At 69.4% G+C, this 17,309-nt stretch carries 17 protein-coding genes; 11 read left to right on the top strand and 6 right to left on the bottom strand.

The genetic code is table 11. From position 1 onward, the window contains the following. Positions 1–1,063: 1,063 nt before the first annotated feature. From OG251_RS35890 to OG251_RS35900, 3 genes are all read right to left on the bottom strand, one after another. Entirely contained in the window at positions 1,064–1,735 is a 672-nt protein-coding gene (locus tag OG251_RS35890; RefSeq protein WP_326681017.1) for a hypothetical protein, read from the bottom strand. Positions 1,736–2,079: 344 nt separating this feature from the next. Next, on the bottom strand, positions 2,080–4,707 hold the full coding sequence (locus OG251_RS35895; protein ID WP_326681018.1) for a hypothetical protein: 2,628 nt from the start codon (positions 4,705–4,707) through the stop codon (positions 2,080–2,082). Positions 4,708–5,704: 997 nt separating this feature from the next. After that, positions 5,705–6,013 carry a helix-turn-helix transcriptional regulator gene (locus OG251_RS35900; protein ID WP_326681019.1) on the bottom strand — a complete coding sequence of 103 codons (309 nt, stop codon included), beginning with the start codon at positions 6,011–6,013 and terminating at the stop codon, positions 5,705–5,707. Between the two features lie 114 nt (positions 6,014–6,127). Here OG251_RS35900 and OG251_RS35905 point away from each other — a divergent pair, with 114 nt between their 5' ends. Together OG251_RS35905 and OG251_RS35910 are read left to right on the top strand one after the other, a co-directional pair. Further along, a complete protein-coding gene (locus tag OG251_RS35905; protein ID WP_326681020.1) occupies positions 6,128–6,778 on the top strand; it encodes an HAD family hydrolase in 651 nt (216 codons plus the stop codon). Between the two features lie 4 nt (positions 6,779–6,782). Further along, on the top strand, positions 6,783–7,622 hold the full coding sequence (locus tag OG251_RS35910) for a DUF1932 domain-containing protein (RefSeq protein ID WP_326681021.1): 840 nt from the start codon (positions 6,783–6,785) through the stop codon (positions 7,620–7,622). A gap of 7 nt (positions 7,623–7,629) precedes the next feature. Here OG251_RS35910 and OG251_RS35915 read toward each other — a convergent pair whose 3' ends face one another. The 3 genes from OG251_RS35915 to OG251_RS35925 all read right to left on the bottom strand — a co-directional run bounded on the left by OG251_RS35915 (position 7,630) and on the right by OG251_RS35925 (position 10,157). Next, on the bottom strand, positions 7,630–8,199 hold the full coding sequence (locus tag OG251_RS35915) for a phosphotransferase-like protein (protein ID WP_326681022.1): 570 nt from the start codon (positions 8,197–8,199) through the stop codon (positions 7,630–7,632). Then, positions 8,196–9,233 carry an AAA family ATPase gene (locus OG251_RS35920; RefSeq protein ID WP_326681023.1) on the bottom strand — a complete coding sequence of 346 codons (1,038 nt, stop codon included), beginning with the start codon at positions 9,231–9,233 and terminating at the stop codon, positions 8,196–8,198. Before OG251_RS35920 ends, OG251_RS35915 begins: the two co-directional genes overlap by 4 nt. A 171-nt stretch (positions 9,234–9,404) precedes the next feature. After that, positions 9,405–10,157 (bottom strand): GntR family transcriptional regulator, encoded by a 753-nt coding sequence (locus OG251_RS35925; protein WP_326681024.1) that lies wholly within the window; start codon positions 10,155–10,157, stop codon positions 9,405–9,407. 461 nt (positions 10,158–10,618) lie between these two features. On the opposite strand from OG251_RS35925, the gene OG251_RS35930 reads away from it, so the two are divergent. The 9 genes from OG251_RS35930 to OG251_RS35970 all read left to right on the top strand — a co-directional run bounded on the left by OG251_RS35930 (position 10,619) and on the right by OG251_RS35970 (position 17,210). Further along, complete coding sequence (locus OG251_RS35930) at positions 10,619–11,422, top strand: hypothetical protein (protein WP_326681025.1); 804 nt, start codon at positions 10,619–10,621, stop codon at positions 11,420–11,422. Between the two features lie 113 nt (positions 11,423–11,535). After that, the gene (locus tag OG251_RS35935) at positions 11,536–11,880 is read left to right on the top strand and encodes a hypothetical protein (RefSeq protein WP_326681026.1); all 345 of its coding nucleotides are present in this window, start codon (positions 11,536–11,538) and stop codon (positions 11,878–11,880) included. Positions 11,881–11,988: 108 nt separating this feature from the next. Next, positions 11,989–12,294 (top strand): hypothetical protein, encoded by a 306-nt coding sequence (locus OG251_RS35940; RefSeq protein ID WP_326681027.1) that lies wholly within the window; start codon positions 11,989–11,991, stop codon positions 12,292–12,294. Between the two features lie 20 nt (positions 12,295–12,314). Next, complete coding sequence (locus tag OG251_RS35945) at positions 12,315–12,596, top strand: hypothetical protein (protein ID WP_326681028.1); 282 nt, start codon at positions 12,315–12,317, stop codon at positions 12,594–12,596. A gap of 168 nt (positions 12,597–12,764) precedes the next feature. Further along, complete coding sequence (locus tag OG251_RS35950) at positions 12,765–13,280, top strand: hypothetical protein (protein WP_326681029.1); 516 nt, start codon at positions 12,765–12,767, stop codon at positions 13,278–13,280. Next, positions 13,277–13,498: a hypothetical protein gene (locus OG251_RS35955; RefSeq protein WP_326681030.1), complete on the top strand. Its 222-nt coding sequence runs from the start codon at positions 13,277–13,279 to the stop codon at positions 13,496–13,498. The genes OG251_RS35950 and OG251_RS35955 overlap by 4 nt, the downstream gene beginning before the upstream one ends. A 228-nt stretch (positions 13,499–13,726) precedes the next feature. After that, positions 13,727–13,918 carry a hypothetical protein gene (locus OG251_RS35960; protein ID WP_326681031.1) on the top strand — a complete coding sequence of 64 codons (192 nt, stop codon included), beginning with the start codon at positions 13,727–13,729 and terminating at the stop codon, positions 13,916–13,918. A gap of 261 nt (positions 13,919–14,179) precedes the next feature. Next, positions 14,180–15,322: a hypothetical protein gene (locus OG251_RS35965; protein ID WP_326681032.1), complete on the top strand. Its 1,143-nt coding sequence runs from the start codon at positions 14,180–14,182 to the stop codon at positions 15,320–15,322. Positions 15,323–15,557: 235 nt separating this feature from the next. After that, positions 15,558–17,210: an FtsK/SpoIIIE domain-containing protein gene (locus OG251_RS35970; RefSeq protein ID WP_326681033.1), complete on the top strand. Its 1,653-nt coding sequence runs from the start codon at positions 15,558–15,560 to the stop codon at positions 17,208–17,210. The last annotated feature ends 99 nt before the right edge of the window (positions 17,211–17,309 follow it).

Here is a 17,309-nt window from a genome sequence, read left to right on the forward strand (position 1 = left end):
GACTGCAGGCTCGGATCGGCGACCGGCACAGCGGAACTGGCCTCCACCGGCCCCGGCGCCGACAGCGTGCGCCCCCTGTCTCGACCAGCTCGAAGAGTACGACCGGGACATGGATGGCCGGGCCGCTCGCTACGGGTTCCGAGAAGCGGCGCGACACCGAGGGATTGGCGCACGCACTGGGCCGGAGGCGTCGGCCCAGTCCTCACCTGGCTTCGTGCCGTCTGGGACGAAGCCTGGCTCGGCGCAGCCAGGCGGAGTGATGCCGGTTAGCCCGCTGCCATGCTGTCTCCCGCCGTGCTGTACATCCATGCGGGTGGGCATACCAGTTCGAGCGGGCGGAGAGTTTTCCTCCCGAGAGGCTGACGTGGGCACTTCGGCGCAACCTTTCGGGGCTGTCTGCGATATCAGGACGTGCCCAAGAAATTTATTGGTGATCCAGAAAGCGCGTGGCCACGTTTCAAGCACGACCATGAAGTAGGTGGTCGCCCGTGGGACTGTCAGGAGTGCTTCTCTCCGCGGATTTTTACCGCTGGCGAAGCGCGAATCTGCGCATCTTGCGGCTTCCAGCAGAAGCCTGGTCTGCGGTGCATGCGGTGCGGCATCCAGCTCTCGCGCAGTAATCAGTCGGGCTACTGCCATGGGTGCGTGAGCCCTGTCAGCAGTGAGCCACGGAGCGCTCAGGAAAGGTCTGCGAGTGATCGTCAGGGCCTGGATCAGCGGAATATTGCGGCGATCCCGGATGACATTTAGGGCATTTGGCCATGCGGGTCCCCTCTCCGGGCATGGTGACGTCGACCATGCGCAGTGCGGGAGCCGGCCCTCCGCAGGTGCCGCACCATTCGGGCCAGGGCTCGGACCGGGCGGCCGGGACCCCTCCGAGGTCCGGGATCAGTTGCTGACGGGCATCGGCAGCCTCAAGGAACGCTGCCGCGACTCGTGCGTGGGCTACCGCTGCGTGGGGGCGGTCGCCAGCCAGGAGTTCCTGCGCCCGGCTGAGTAGTTCTTCTGCTGTGATCAGGTGCTCGTACGGAGAGGGCATCGGTAGTTACCTTGGCGTCAGTGGTCAGGGGGTGTAGCGGCGGCGAGCCGGATGGCGCACGCGGTCGCGGATCTGGGGCGGCGGGACCGCTCGTGCCCGCTTGTTCGCGGCAGTTGAGCAGAACAGGCATTGCGGACCGCCTGGTGCGTCCGGGTCGATCGGGGCGCCGGGGTGGACTCGGCACTTAGATGTGGACCGGGGTCGTGACAACTCACGAGCGATGATGAAGGCCCCGTGCATGAGATCGGCTACGACGCCGAAGGCGTCGTCCGGTGAGCACAGGGCGAGTTCGTAGACTGCGTCGTTGATCTGCCGCATCCGGTTGTAGAGGATTTCGTAGGTGTATGGCGGTGGGGGAACGTCGTACTGGCTCGCGCTGACGGGCCCGCCGCTACGGGCCTGTGGGTTCCCGATCCGGCGGTTGCTGTTGCAGAAGAGACACCGTCCCCAGCCCTGAGGCGGTTCAGGGTCGATCGGCCCGTTCGGGTGGGTGGCGCAGTTGGTCGTGTTCCTGGTGGGAGCCAGGTTCCGGGCGGTGACGAAGACCCTGTAGAGGGCATCGGCGACGGCCTCGTACTCGGTGGGATCATGCCCCGAGATCGACCGGACACGATCATCCGCGCTGGGGAGCTGGGATCGCAGCTCACGCAGGAGGTAAGGCCGCTTGGTCGGGACGCGGAAGTCGGAAGGCTGCACACGGAGCACGTCACCGTATGGATGAGGAGTTCGCCAGCGAAGTCAGGCGATACCACTCAGACGCGTGAACGGGTCCCCCTCTTCCGGGGAAACGCACCGCCTTTTGACCGCGTTCTCGACCTTGCGTGTGAGGCCAGGGCATTCGCGCTCGGCACGGCGCACGCAGCTGTTCGGTACTGCGGGTGCCGCATCGCGCCGAAAACCTCGCCGAGCGGCTCACCGGCCAGCGCGCCCGGCAAAGCCAGCACGCGGCTTCGGGCTTGATGCTCGCCTGCTTCGTCCCGGTGGTTCGCGAGACGGAGCCGCCCGGGGAGACAGGTGCGACAACGCCCTGCTGGATACCGTCACACAGTCAACGTGCCGGTGGTTTCGTGGCCCAGCGGACGCGTGGCAAGTTCGGCCAGCCGGCCCGTCCACGGTGCAACGGCCGGCCCCTGGGGTTGGGCAACCGCGGCCTTGCGCAGCTGCTCCAGCCGCCTTGCCAGCAGGTGTTGCGCGGTGCGCTCCCGGGCCGCGTCGGCGGCCTTAGTCGCGGCGGCGACCGCGTCCGCGCCGTTCGGGTTGTGCCGGTACCAGCGTCGTCCCTGCTCGGTGCGGAACGCCCGGCGGGCCTCCGCCTCGGCTTCCTCGGTCCGGCCCAGCCGCCCCAGCGCGCTGCTGCAGTACTCCGGCAGCGCAGCTTCCACCGTCTGGAGCGCGGCGAAGGCGAGCACGGATGCCGCACCGTCCGGGTCCGTGTCCAGGTCGCCCGGCTCCACCGAGTCCAGGAACTCCTGCCGGGTACGTTCGATGTCGGCCGCCAGCGATGCCCGGACGTCGGCGGTGACGGCGTCGACATCGGCCCGGTCGTCGAGCACGGCCGCCCAGGTCGCGGCGACCATTCCGGCCTCCACGATCAGGACCTCGGTCCGGCGCCGGTAGCCGCACGCCTCGCACAACCCGCCTGCCCGCTCCTGCCCGCAGTCCTCACACGCCAGCATCTGACGGACGGCGTCGGCGGCAGCCGCCGTCCGCCGTTCGCCCTCCGCCCGGCTCAGGGCGGCCGTGCGGGCCTCATCCCGCCGGTGCTTCTCCGCGCGAGCCTGCTCCCGCCGCCAAACAAGGTCTTCCGCCTCGATGGCAGCCTGCTCTCGCAGCCGGTCCTCAAGGAGCCGACGGCGCGCCTCTCCGCTGAGAGCAGGCAGTTCCCGGTCAATCTGGGCCGCGATCCGCGCTCGCTGAGACCGCCGACTGTGGATCACGTTCCCGCAGTTTTCACAATCGCTGCCGGTGTCCAGGCGGATCCCGTCGTCGCAGCGCGGGTCCGAGCACGCCTGGCGCTGGACCAGTCCGCGCCTGATCAGCCACCCGTATGGACCGGTCACCAGTGCCTCGCCGCCGGTCTCCTCAAGGCGGTCGGTGAGCCGGTCGGCCAGCAGCCGCGGCGCACTACCCGGCAGCGCCAGCAGGCCCTCCAGACTGGCCAGCTCCGCCTTCGCGGCTTCCTCGACACGGTCCTGCTGCCAGCCGGACAGCCGCGCCCACAGCCAGGAGACCGGCCCCAGAGCCACCCGCAGACGAAGATCAGCAGGCAGGCCCACCCTCCGCTGCTGCTGCGCCTTTCCACCACCCACAGCCTTCGGCCGGCCACCGGCCCCAGCCCCGGCAGCCCGCTGCCCCACCCGCTCGTCGACCGGGGAATCCTTCGGCTTTTCCCCGCGGAGCGGGCCGCCCTCAGCCACCGGCGACCTGGTCCCGGCAGCGGCGGTCCTGCCGTCGGCGGCCTGGTCCTCGCGCACGCACACGCGCTCCGGCCGACGGCCTTGCCCCCCACGGCCTTCGCCGGAAAAGCCACAATCAAGCTGCTGAGGAACGACGGGAGTAACCAGGTAAGGGTGATCAGTGTGAAGGGTTGCCGTAACGTCGGGCTCTGCGAATTCAGCCCTCCCGGCCTCCTCAGCCTCACTGACCTGCGCTGTTTCCCCGGTCTCAGGAGCCTCACTAGGCCCTGCCGCATCATCGGGGTCTGAAAAACCGGGATCCGGAGCTTCCAGGCGCTCCTCCTGGAAGCCGGCGGCGGTCCTGTGGCCGTGCGCGGCGGCGACCGCCGGTACCACCAGCCGACTGCGCTGGTTCAGCCTGGACACCGTCTTCCTTCGAGGCCGCAGCACCAGCTGCATGTCCTCCAGCCGCTCCAGTACCTGCTCTGCCGCCGACACGGTGCAGCCCAGCAGCCGGGCCAGGGTCGCCACCGGGCGGCCGCGCCGGGTATCCACGCTGCCGCCGCACTGCCGCACCCACCCGTTCTCCCGCGCCTCCAGCACCAGCAACAGCAGCGCCAACCGGTCCGTCGCCGCACCCCGGCCCGTACGCGCACCGAGCAGCCCGACCGGAGTGACCGAGCCGTCCCGGTGCGCCCATCCCGGGGCCATCACGGCCTCCATCAGCCGCAGGAACGTGGCGAGTTCCTTCTTCTTCAGGTTCAGCGCGTGCCCCACCACGCCCTGGGCAGCCCACATGGGCTGTACCCGGCACCGCAGTCCGTCGTGCTGGTTGAACTCGCCTTCCGCCGTCTCCACCGTGACCAGACCGGACTTCTGCAGGGCCGGGACGACCGCCGTAGCGGTACGGGACTTGGACAATCCGATCCACCGGCCGAGCTCCGCCGTACGGATCTCTACCTCACCCGACTCCGACGGCGTCCGCGACGCCAGCACCACCACCGCCAGACGCACCGGATCCGGCATACCGTCCAGACCATCGGCGTCCAGCAGCGCACGCACCGCGCCCTTCAGCCGTGAACAGGCATCCTCACTCAGCACCAGCGGGTGCCCCGCCTTGCGCCTCGGGGCCGGCCCGGCCTGAGCCGGAAGCGGCCCGCGGCGCGTGCGCGTACGCCTCGACACCGACCTCAGCCGGTGCGGATCCTCGCTGACGGCCGACAGATGCGGAGCAGGGAGCGGCGCGGCGGCCGGTGCCGCCACGCCGCTCATCGGCCCACCGTCCCGGCCGGAGTCGTGGATACCGTCTGCGTCGTCATCGGGCGGGTGTACACGCCAAGGCGGACACCCCCCTCAGTAGGCAGAACTCGTGCTTCCTCATCCATCTGCCGACCCTGCACCGGACGGCTTGTGGACAGGGGCTGTACAGCCCTGAGCGCCCCCGGCGCTCCAGCACGGTGGGCAAAAATCTTGGATCGCGTCCCGTCACACGGGATGACGCTCTGCTGCGGCCCCCTGTCGAAGAACTCTGAGAGCGGGTGCCCGAGCGGGGCGGCCGCCGCCGACACGGGGCAGGAGGAGGAGAAGTAGAGAGGCATGGGCGGCACCGTGGCCCGAGCGGGGGTTAGCCCCGCAAGCCTCGTTCCCACCGACCCGGTCCGCACTGTTCGAGCCACCGGCGGCGTTTGTCGCGTCGGTTACACCTCTGGCCAAGGATTTATGTGGACAAAATGAATCAAAGGCCCAGACTGTAAGTGCCTTCCTTCGTGTACAGGAAGATCGCTCGACCCGTACCGGGGTGAAACGGACAGGGTCAAGCTGACAGGGGACACCACTCTCAGGCACTATGGGAACGACCTACCGTCCATATCGCTGGACCGGCCAGAGCCCCTTCGGGCTGGACGGCCAGATGTGCGGATGTGTCAGGGACGCCCCCTTCGTGAGAAGCGGGCGGCGCTGGATCGAGTGGAGGGAGATTTCTCCTCTTGATCTCGGTGAACCGCAGGGCCCCTGTCACAGGGCCCCGCGGCGGTGGGGCGTCGGCCGTTGTCAGCGGCCGTGTCGTGCTGGAGGCCCGTGTCACGGGGCCGACCCGCTTGTCGAAGGCGGGGTAGTGCTAGATGGAATGGCTCGATGAGCCGAAGCTCAGGACCGGCGTCAACCGGTACTGAGCAGCCGAACTGAGGTGTCACGCCCAGTCGGCGAGAAGGGCCGCGCGGCCGAAGTGGATTGTCAGTCCACAATGTGGCGCGCGGCCGGTGGCGTTATGTCACCCCGACCCCCTTGAATCCGAGGATGGCGTCGGCGTACCCGCATCCAGCTCAGCAGCCTCGGGGAATCGCTCCGCGAGCCGCTTGAGCAGGTGGATGTAGGCAGTGCGCTGCGGGCGCCGAGGGTTGCTCTTTCCCAACTCCCAACGCACTACGGCGAGGCGCTTCACGCCGACTGCGTCCGCGACCTCCTGCTGCGTGAGGTTCGCGGCGAGGCGCAGCTGAGCACGTACGCGCGGCGGCGGCAGGACGTCGTCCAGGCCGTCGAGCAGGGAATCAACCCGCTTCAGGCGGTCCGGGTCAGACATAGCGCAGGCTCCCATGATCGATCGATCTCTGAAACATACACCATTTGATCTCCGGTGGGGGTGCGCTGCTGCCGTGAATGGCGCTGCGCCCGACGCCCGGTAGGGTCCGGGACCGTGCATCGACTCGCGCTTTTCGATCTGGACGGCACGCTGGCCGACCGGCAATCGGCGCTCAGCGACGCGTTGACGTGCCTGTGCCGCTCCCACGCGCTCTCCCCAGATGCCGAGCGGTGGCTGCGCGTCGAGCTGGCCGACCGCGCGACTGTCAACGACTTCGCCCGGCTGCGGGACGCCTTCGGTCTGGAGGCGTCGGCCGCGGACCTGTGGCAGGAGTACGTCGACCTCATGTCGGCCGCCGTCACCTGCCACCCCGAGGTCCTCAAGGGCCTGGCCCGCCTGCGCGCGGCCGCCTGGACGATCGGGATCATCACCAACGGGGCCAGCGACATCCAGCGCGCCAAACTCGCCGGGACCGGCCTTGCCTCCCTGGTCGACGGCGTCGCCGTCTCGGGCGACCTGGAGATCCGCAAGCCGGACTTGAGGCTCTTCGAGCTCGCGGCGTCCCGGTGCGGCGTCAGCCTCGCGGACGGCGGCTGGATGATCGGCGACAACCCGGCCGGAGACATCGGCGGCGGACACCAGGCCGGCCTGCGCACCATCTGGCTGCGCGGCCGACCATGGCCCGACGGACTCCCCGTCGCTCACTACGTCGTCGACGATGTCACCGACGCCATCACCATCCTGCTCAACGAGACCTGGGAGTAGCACCGTGGACCAGCCGACCGTGGGCATCCTCCACCCCGGCAGCATGGGCGCCGCCGTCGCCGCCTGCGCCGCGACCAACGCGGCCGCGGTCCTGTGGTGCGAGACCGGGCGCAGTGTCTCGTCCGTGGAGCGCGCCACCCAGTTCGGGCTGACACCCGTGGCCACGATGGCTGAGCTGCTGGACCGCAGCGACATCGTCATCAGCCTCTGCCCGCCAGCCGCTGCCGAGGACTTGGCCCGCGACGTCGCCGGGCACCGATTCGCCGGGGTGTACGTGGAGGCGAACGCCATCAGCCCCGAGCGGGCGCTGCGGATCGCTGCGCTGCTCGAACCGGACGTGACCGTCGTGGACGGCGGCGTCGTCGGCTCCCCGCCGGTCGGCGGCAAGACGCCGACCCTGTACCTGTGCGGTCCGGCCGCCGCGAGCGGGCGCATCGAGGAGCTGTTCGCGGGCACCGCCGTCCGGACGAAGGTGTTGGGGACGGAAATTGGGAAGGCATCCGCGCTGAAGCTGTCGTACGCCTCTTTCCAGAAGGCATCGCGAGTGCTGGTGGCCCTCGCGGTCGGCATGGCACGGGAGCACGGCGTCGACCAGGAGCTCATCGACGTGGCCTCCCGGCGCACCGAATCGTACCTCGCGGAGCCGCAGTACGTCGCCAAGACGGCCGCGCGCGCCTGGCGCTGGGGCCCGGAGCTGGAGGAAGCTGCCGACGCGCTCGCGGCCGCCGGCCTTCCGCCGGAGATGCTGCGCGCGGCCGCGTCCACGCTGGCACGGTGGCACAACGACAAGGACAACACGGAGCTCACGCTCACCGACGCCCTGGACCGTCTCGCCCACCCGTAGCCCGCGCTCATGCCGTCGCCGCTCCCGACCGCCGCGACAGCAACTGGTCGATGAGCCGCGCTGCCTCCTGAGGTGTGGACGCCGTGGTGTCCACTGTCAGGTCCGAGCCCAGGCCCGGGTGCGCGTTCACGTCCTCGCGGGTCGCGTCCCATGCCGCCAGGCGTGCCGCGGTGTCGCTGTCGCCGCGCCCTGCCGACCGCTGCTCGGTCACCTCGCGCGGGCACCACAGCAGCACCACCGACCAGTTCGTCGGGTAGCCGTCGACCAGCGCGCGGATGCCGTCGGCCTGCCCGAGGTGCACCACCGGCACCCCGGCCGCGAACGCCGCGTCCAAGCCTGGCCGGTCGATCACGTACGTGTTGCCGTAGCGCGCGTTTGCGTAGAGGATTCCGCCCGCAGCCTCCAGCTCGCGCAGCTGCTCCGCCGTGCCCATTCGGTAGCCGGCGGACTTCCCTGTTCCGACCTTCAGCCGGGCGAACTGCGTGTACTTGAAGTCGAGTTCGCTGAGTGCTGCGGTGACGGTGTCCTTGCCCGCCGCCGGCGGTCCGTACAGGATCACACCTTGCTTCAGGCTCATGCGTACATTGCCCCCATCGCTTGACGGGCCTGGTCAGCGAGGCTGACGGCGGTGCCCAGCCGATTGTCGACGACCAGGTGCGGCACTGCCGGGCGCAGGTCGAGGTCGATGGTGGCCGTGTACTCGTCCCACCGTTGGAGCTTCCAGCCATCCCTCGCCGCAGAGCGGAAGGTGATGTACTCCCGCATCGACTCCTCATCGCAGCGCACCCAGATCGGGTAGACGTCGACGCCCATCGCCCCAGCACGGTTGGCCAGGCGCTCCATCCAGGCCGGGTCTGTCATTTCCGCGATGAACGGCGCGCTCAACACGGTGCTGATCCCGCACTTCACGTTGGCCATGGCCGATTGCATCAGGCAGTCGTATTCCACCGGCCGGACGTTCTCGCGGTAGAGGTCGGTGTGCCGGTCGTTCGGGTCCCCGCCGAGCGCGACCAAGAGGCGCTCCACCAGGGGGCGGGTGAGGGGGTCCTTGTCGAGCAGCGGCCAGCCGGTGAGTTGGACAACAAACCGCGCCAGTTCGGTCTTGCCGCTGCCTGCGTACCCGCCGACCAGGATCAGAACGGGGCGGTGCGGATCGCCACCAGTGTGCCGCCGCTTCCAGGCGTCGATGATCCTCTGCTGGAGACCGAGGTGATCGGCATCCTCGCCGCCGGACGAGATGCGGTGCACGGCGCGCTCGACGGCAAGGACGTGCGAGCCGTTGACGCGGTCCTCCATCGGCGTGAGCGCGAACGTCGACGTCTCTTCGCCGGGCAGAGCTGCCCGGAAGCCGAGGTCCGGCTCGGTGGCCCGGTAGAGGAGGCAATAGGCGCGCCGGTAGTGCGGGCCCGGATAGACCTCACCCTGCTCGTGCTGCCACAAAGTCTGGGGATTCGCGGCCGGGATCCCCTGCAGCCGGGCCTGCTCAGCGACCTCCCGGAGCCGCTCGCCGGCCGCTTCCAGGGTCAGGCCGTGAGCCGCCCGCTGCTCGCGCAGCCGGTCTGGCCTCCACCCCGCATGATGCTTCCCCACCCCGTGCGCCTCCGTCGTCATGGCCGCGAGCCTAGGGCTCGGGCCTCAAATCCCATGTGTACGTGGATGTTGAAAACCCGTGAATGAAAGTGCGTACGGACTTCAACACGTCCCTGTGATGTTCCGAGCTGCCGAGCGCGAGTGTGATGGGCCCCACACGACGATCAGTCAGGAGTGGGGCCGGTGAAACGCTCAGGCATCGAATGCGTATTCCAGGACGTAGGCGGCGCTGTCCATAGTCATCTCATTCACTTCGACCGCCCGGTGATTCGCGTCGTATGCCGTGCGGTACACCTTGACGACGGGGCGCTCAAGAGGCATACCGAGCTTTTCAGCCTCTGCGGCAAGGGGGAGCCGGCACCGGATCTCCTCCCGGAAATGGGCAGGGGCGTGGCCGAGTTCCGCGAGTCGTGCGTAGGTTCCGCCGTTACCGGTGTCCACGCGCATGATCGGCGTGCCCTCGACCAGCGCCAGGGGCAGGTACGACGTTGCGAGCATGACCGGACGCTCGGCCAGTACGAAACGGCGAGATCGAGCACATACAGCCTGTTCGACCGTCAGGTCCAGCATGTGGGCGATATGGGCCGGTGCTGTCACCGTGTCGACTCGGACGTCGATTGTTACGGGGCGTTCCTCGTCGGCGGACCAGATGGTTTTGCCGGAACCCCATTGCTCTTGCTTCAGGCGCTGGATGCCGTGACGCCGAATGGGGCGGAACGAGATCACGCGAGCTCCAGCACCCCTCTTCGTCTCCACCAGGCCTTCAGTCCGGAGGATCTTCAACGCCTGGCGAGCGGTGAGGGTGGCGACGTCGTATTGCGCGGCGAGTGCGCTCTCTCCTGGAAGCCGGTCGCCCGGGCCGTACTCGCCTGCCTCGATTGCTGCTTTCAGGTCGTCGGCGATCCGTTGGTATTTGGGCCGCTGCGTGCCCGTCTCGCTTGCCATGCCATCTCCCTACCTCGCTAGCGATCGTACGGCTGCCAGATATCGAGGCGCCGATGTGGGTGCCGCGGCCGTGTCGTGCTGGTCTCGCCGTCAGAGTCTACCTCGTTAACGTACTTCTTGACATCGTTAACGAACTTGGGTCTACTGGTTCCACCGAACCTCGTTAGCGAGGCGAGGAAGGCGCCCGGACACGCCTGGAAGCAGGCACGAGGCGCTGGATGTGGGAGCCGGAACCTTCGGTTCTCTTGCGCGGCCACAACAGAAAAGGCAGCACCGCACAGAGCTATGTGTATGCCCGCCTCAACGGGGGCTGCCGGGTGACGAACGACGAGGTCCCCGTGCCGGCTCGTGTGGTCGCACCTGACAGCAGTTGCGCTGCCCGTCCTCCACGGCCCCTCGTAAGCCCGTGGCGGGCGGAGAACGCAACCAAGTCCGAACCCTTCGTTGACCAGGGAGTTCCTATGCGTCCCAGTCGTCGGCCCGCCCTCAAGGCGAGCGAGATCCCGCCCCAGAACATGAACCTCCGCGACGGCGAGCGCCACTCCATCGTCTGTCCCGACTGCGACACGTGGCACCCGCTCTACCGCAAGATGATCAAAACCCACCACCTGGACCGCGAGGTCCGCGGCGGCCGCGCTCCCCGCTGCCCCGGCAGCGCGCAGCTGATCGACATGGACATCACCGTCGAGCAGTGGGGCGAGGCGATGGTCGCCGCAGACAGCACGGCGACGGGCCGCCGCTCCGCCCGCCAGCACTACAAGCCGCTCGCCGAGGCCCCGATGCCGGTGTCCCGCATGGCTCAGGCGCCGAAGTCCGAGACCGACCGGTACTTCCCGACCGAACTGAACAGCGCTTACCAGCGGGCCCGGGAAGCCGTCGTGCTCCACCGCTCCGGCTGCGAGGCGTGCCGGAGCGGCAGGTTCTGCGGCACCGGCCGGCAGCTGGATGAGCGCGAGACGTGGACCGAAGCGGCCCGCGAGGAGCAGCGCACGAAGCAGGCCCGCGAGCAGCAGGCGGACCGAAACGGTGAGCGCGCCCGCGACACGCTGTACGCCCTTCGCCGGAGGAGCCAGTGGGCCGAGCAGGCCGGGGAGACGGCCGAGCGGATGAACAACCGGTGCACGCCCCGGATTCGGGGATCCCGCTCGGAGTTTCGAGGCCCTCAGCTCCCGCTGTCCCCGTACAACCAGGCGGCGCACGACCAGAGGCAGGCCGAACTGGGCAAGCAGTACGCCCGGAAGACTCAGGCACCGTCCCCCGCCTGACCCGTACACCGCGACGAACGACCGAGGCCGCCGACCAACCCCATCGCGGGGTTGGTCGGCGGCCTCGGCTGCTCGTACAGCAGTCGCTGCCGCCCCGACCCGGAGGACCCCTGATGCGTACCACTCTGACCAGCCTCTACTCCCGCTACTCCGCCCGGCTCGCCGCCGCTGCTGCCGAGCAGCTCGCCGAGATGGCCGCCGACCCGGTACGAGACGCGGACGACGTCACCCAGGACGTGTGGCTGGCCGCCGCGCAGCTGCGGGCGCTGCCCGAGCCGGAGTCCGCGTGGGCGGTGCTGACCGGGCTGCTCGATCAGGCGCTCGGACATCTGGAGACCTCCCGGAGCCGGGAGTTCCCGTGCGGGATGGAGCCGCCCGTGGCCCGGGGTCTCCCGCCGGCCCCGCTGGAGCCGCTCCTGTCCGCGGTGGTGTGGGTGCCGACCGTCAGGGCTGCCTGACCTGCCCGGTGACGATCGACTGACCTGCCCGCCATGACCGGTCCCAGGACCCCTGGGTCCGCCGATTCCACGAATGCTCAGCTCAGGCCACAAGAAAGGTAGGACCCCATGCCGCTCGGTTACAGCTTCTGGATCACCACGGAGGAGCTGGAGGAGATCGTTGCCCGCGTCGGGCCGTACTTCCCGACGTACCTGAAGAAGATCGGTGCCGGGCCCCATGGCGGGCTTAGTTTCGAGTTCGAGCCGTTCAGCGGGTGTGAGGAGGAGCCGTGGGAGCCCTCCACCCACGAGGACCCGAAGCTCACCTACATGCCGCAGTCGGAGAACAAAGCCGAGCATCTGCTCCGTGAGAAGGCCCGCGTCGTCCTGTCCAGGCTGTACGAGGGGAGTGGCCGTCGGCGGTCTCCCGCCTGATCGACGCCCAGGACCGCACCATGGCCGCCGCTGTCGCGTTCGACGGGCCGGGGCGGGAGATCGCCCGCGTCCACGACAAGCACCTCTACGCCGGCCTGGACCACGTCGCCGCGCTGACGGCCGCGGGCTTCCCGGAGGCCGGGAAATGGCCCATCGCGGACGCCAGCCTCTACGGCCTGAGCCACTACAGCGACTGGGACACCCGCCCCCCGCTGGAGGAGCAGGTCCGGCGCCTGGCCGAGCGGCAGGACGCCCACATCGCGAAGGTCGCCCGACTGTCCGGCGCGACCGTCGGCAGCTGACCGCCGACGAGCGATCACCGTGGCCCCCACCGGCTTTGACCGGTGGGGGCCGCCGTGGCTGCTCGTCCGACCAGCCACAGGGCCGCCGGCCCCGAAGCGGCGTACCCCCGGGCTTAGGCCCCCGGGGGTACGTCTTCGCAGCTCACCCTCCATAAAGGGGACCTACGCATGATCAGCATGACACTTACTCAGGCACGGCCCGCACTCGGGGCGGCACTCGCCGGCAGGTGCGCGGCGACCGGGAACTGCCCGTACTGCAAGGGCACCTTCGAGACCTGCGGGTGCAGGGGCGGAGTCGCGGTCCCGACCACGCTCCGTGCTCCGTGGGCCGACTCGCGCACGACTGCCGAGGAGATCGGCCGGCAGGACGACCGGGGCGGGGACGACGGCCGCGGCTACGACCGCGACGAGACCGACACCCGGCAGCACCACCGGCTCGTCGAGCGCCTGGTCGCCGACGGCGACCACCGCGCCCACACCGCCGGCCGCCACGCCCGCCGCACCCTCGGCGAGATGGTCCCCGGCCACACCCGCCAGCCCGTCCTCATCCTCCACCGGCCCCAGATGGCCGGCGCCTGCCCGCTCTGCGACAAGACCCCGTGCCGCCCCATGTGCCCGTTTCGCGCCACGCCCGTCTCGGGCCCGGCAGCCCTGGCCACCGGGTCGGCACGGAAGGCCTCATGACACACCCGGGGCAGGCCGGTCCCGGTGCACGGCCGCAGGACCTCCTCCAGCGCTGCTACCGCGCCAGTGACCTCTGGACCGCGCACGTCACGGCCTGCCCGGCCTGCCAGGCATGGATCCGCTCCCTCACCGGGAGCCCCTGCACCGGCGGCGCCCCGCTGTACAAGGCGCTCGCCACCCTCCAGGACGCCTACCTCCGCCAGCTGCGCACCCGCTGACGGTCTGCCAGCTGCCTGATCCGTCCGTACCGGCCGCTGCACCCTGGCGGCCGGCCCGGGTGGTGAAGGGGAGCCGGAAAGCCCGGAGCCACGCATTCACCGGAGGACGCCGTGACCCACACCGACCCGCAGGACGACGGCAGCAGCACGACCCGGATTCCGCTCGACGAGGTCTGACACCCCGCTGATCCGCCCGATTCTGCTCCACTCAACCTGAAGGGCACCACGATGAATCTCGACTTCTTCGCCGCAGCCCTGGGCTCCGTGGTCGCGGAAGCGGCCCAGGCCGCGACCACCACGGTGCAGACCAACGCGGTGATCTCCGCCGCCGCGTCCGGCGGCACGGCCGCTGTCGAGGACCTCGCGGCGACGATGTCGACCGAGGACCTGCTGCGCGTGCGGGCCCGGCTGGAGGGCTGACCACCCGGCATAGCCCGTCGTCCCCGCCCCTTTCGCCGGGGCGGGGACGACGGAGAGCGCCCCAGCCCGACTCCCGCCGGACGGGAGCGGCGGGCGGCTTTTCGACCGATCGCGCCCGCCTCGCGCACCCGCCGGCAACGGCAGCCCGTACGACGGGCTGCCGCCTTTTCGCACGCCCGCAGCCGGGCAGATCCCCGGATCCAGCCGCGGCCGCTCGCACCGGACAACCACACCACCAACCCGAGAAAGGGAGAAGACGCCGTGGAAGAGGACGACAAGAAGACCAAGAAGGCCGGGGAGACGAGGCCGTGGGAGGCGTGGGGGGAGAAAGCCTCCGCGCGAGGGGCGGTGCTCTGTGTGCTGGGGCTGATCACCCTGGCCGTGGCGATCCTCTCCGTAGCTGTCAGCTACGACATCCTGGAGCCCGTCTTCGGCGGGTGGGCCGTGCCGACCGTCGGCGCCCTGGACGCCCTCTGGGTCGTCGTCCAGGTGACCGAGATCCTGGCCGGCAACAACCGCCGCCGCGCCCGGCGTGTCCAGATCGCCGGGTTCCTGCTCACGGCCGTCAACGCGGCCGTGCCCACGGCCGATCTGATCCTGTCGTCGATGGACAACGACAAGTTCGAGCTGGCCGTGGTCCTCACCCCGGTCGCGATCGTCATGACCAAGCTCGCCTGGTGGGTGGTGCTGCCCTCGCTCGGGCGGCCGGTGTCGGACCGGACGCGGCAGGACCTCGCCACCAAGCGCCAGCAGGTCGCGGACCACCTGGAGGAGATGGAGGCCGAGGCCGCACACCGCATCGAGCTCCTGAAGCTGGCCGCCGAGCTGGAGACACGGGTGGCCAAGGCCGAGACCACCTACCGCAGGAGCGTCCTCAAGGCCCAGCAGACCACGACCGAGAAACTGCACGGCCAGGCCGCGACCACCGAGAAGACGGTCGCGGAGAAGGCGCTGCCGCCGTCCGTGGCGGCGATCCGCCTGCCGGTCCTCGGGGAGTGGAAGCCGTCCGCGCTCGCCCTGCCCGGCACACCCGACGGTGCCCGGCACATCGGCGGCACGCAGGTCAACGCCCTGCCGCCCGGAACCGGCACACCGAACGGCGGCACACCGGCACACCCGACCGTGCCCACCGTCACGCTCGCCGAACTCGCGTCCGTGGCGGGCGTGCCGGTTCCGGAGCCCGGCCAGCCCCTGACCGACGAGCAGCTGGACGTGGTGCTGCGGCACGTGCGCTACGCCGAGGACCCGCCGACGTCCTACCGCAAGGCCCGCGACACCTTCCGCCGCGCCGGATACGTCGGCTCGACACGGCGGATCCGCATCGCGTGGGGCGCGCTGCTGGCCCACGAGAACGCCGACGAGACCTTCGAGGACGAAGACGAGTCCGAGGACGCCAGCGTCTGACCGCCGTCCGGCACGAGCAGTCCTGAACCACCGTCCGGCACCACCGGTGATGGCCAGCCCGCCCCTGTGCGGGCTGGCCGTCGCCGCGACTGCCGGAAACAGCACAGCAGTCGACCCGGTGCAGACCCGGTGAGTGACCCGGCGAGCGAAACCTCGCAGACCCGGCGGAGCAGACCCGGCGAGCACCGCACGCACATCAAGACCGATCGATTCGCCAACCAACGAAAGGACGGGTGTGGCAAGCAAGAAGCAACAGCAGGCCGGAGCCGGAGAAGACGCCTACGGGCAACTGGCCGGCGGAATCGGCACCCTCGCCATCACCTTCGGCATCCTCGGCGCCATCAAGGACCAGCTCGGCCTGTCCTGGCCGGCCACCGTGCTGCTCACAGCCGGGTCCCTGGTCGCGCTCGGAGCCCTGGCCTGGCGGATCCGCAAGGCCTTCCAGAGGCTCCGGGCGGGCGGGAAACAGCCCGCGGCCGCCCTGAGGCAGGAAGCGCCCGGCACGGCTCTCAGTGAGGTCGTGGACGGGGCGGACGGCGGGGACGGTACGGGCGAGCAGCCCGCCGTCCACGGGGCCCTGACGGCAGTACTGACGCAGGCCGGGGCCATCGGGAAGGAGGAAGCGGTCCTGGACGACGAGGTCACCGTCGAGCAGCTCGACGTCGGCACCGTCTACAGCTTCCTTCTGCCCGCGTCCCGGACAGCCGCCGACGTCGCCGGAAGGCTCGGCCCCATCGCGAGCATGTTCGGCGTCACCCGGTTGCACCTGAAGCTGGAGACCAGCCGCCGGAGCGAGCGTCACGTCCGCCTCCTGGTGCTGAAGGAGCCGCCCTTCACCCAGCCTTTCCCCGCACCGACCCGGGAGGAGATCACCGCATTCTCCGGAGTCCCTTTCGGGCACGACGTGACCGGAAAGCTGGCGGGAGTTACCACTTTCGACAGGGCGTCGCTACTTGTCGGCGGGATGACTCAGATGGGCAAGACGACGCTGGTCAACGGAATCATCACGTGCCTGCTGATTGCGTACGGAGATTTCGATCTGTATCTGCTCGACGGAAAGCTGTGCGGGCTCACAGAATTCGAGAAGATCGCCGTCCGCTATGAGGCATCGGACGATCCGGCCGTCCTGGAGAGCATGCTCGATGAGCTGATCGTCCGCGTGGACGACCGGTACACGAGAATGCAGCTGGCCAAGCGAAACCGGCAGCCCGCGCCCGAATTCAAGCCGGTCTTCTTCATCATCGATGAGGCGGCCGACTTCTACGTGGACGACGGCACCAAGGAATCCCAGGAAACGGTTCGAAGTAACGAGGACAAATCGCGGAAGCTGGTGTCGAAATCACTGGAATCCGGTATTGCCACGATCATGCTGACGCAGCGCCCTTCGAATGACGCCATTCCGGTCAAGGTCCGCGATCAGTTCCTTTACCGGATGTGCCTCTACGTGGCGGCGAAGGGAACGGCAAAGGTCGCTCTCGGGGACTCGTACTTCGAAACAGTTTCCCCGATCGCGCCCGCGCTCCTCGACTCGAATATCCCGGGCCAGGCCGTCCTTTTCGCGCGTGGTACCTCAACTCTGATCCGCGGCTTCAAGTTCCCCGAAGAATTCATCTGGGATGCGGTCGATGAGGTGCATGACCGCCGGAATCAAGCGATCGCTGAGCTCCCCGAAACTCCTCTCACGAAGGCTATCGCCATCATGGAATCCCAAGGTGTGGACTTCATGCTCACGGCCGACCTGGCGCCCGCTCTGGGAATCATGGAAGAGGATTCAGGGAAAGCCGGAAAGCAGCTCAGCAGCCTTCTGGGCGTCCCTGCGCACAAGGCAGGGAAGGGCCGCGGCCACCTGCTCGTGAACCTCAAGGCCGCCGCGATGTCCGTTTCGTGACCCGCCATCCGACCCGCCCAGGCACCGCCCAGGCACCCGCCACCACCCGCCACCCATGGCGGGTGGTGGCGGGTGGGTGGCGGCAGCTGGGCGGGTCGG

This window comes from Streptomyces sp. NBC_01237, assembly GCF_035917275.1.
GTDB lineage: Bacteria > Actinomycetota > Actinomycetes > Streptomycetales > Streptomycetaceae > Streptomyces.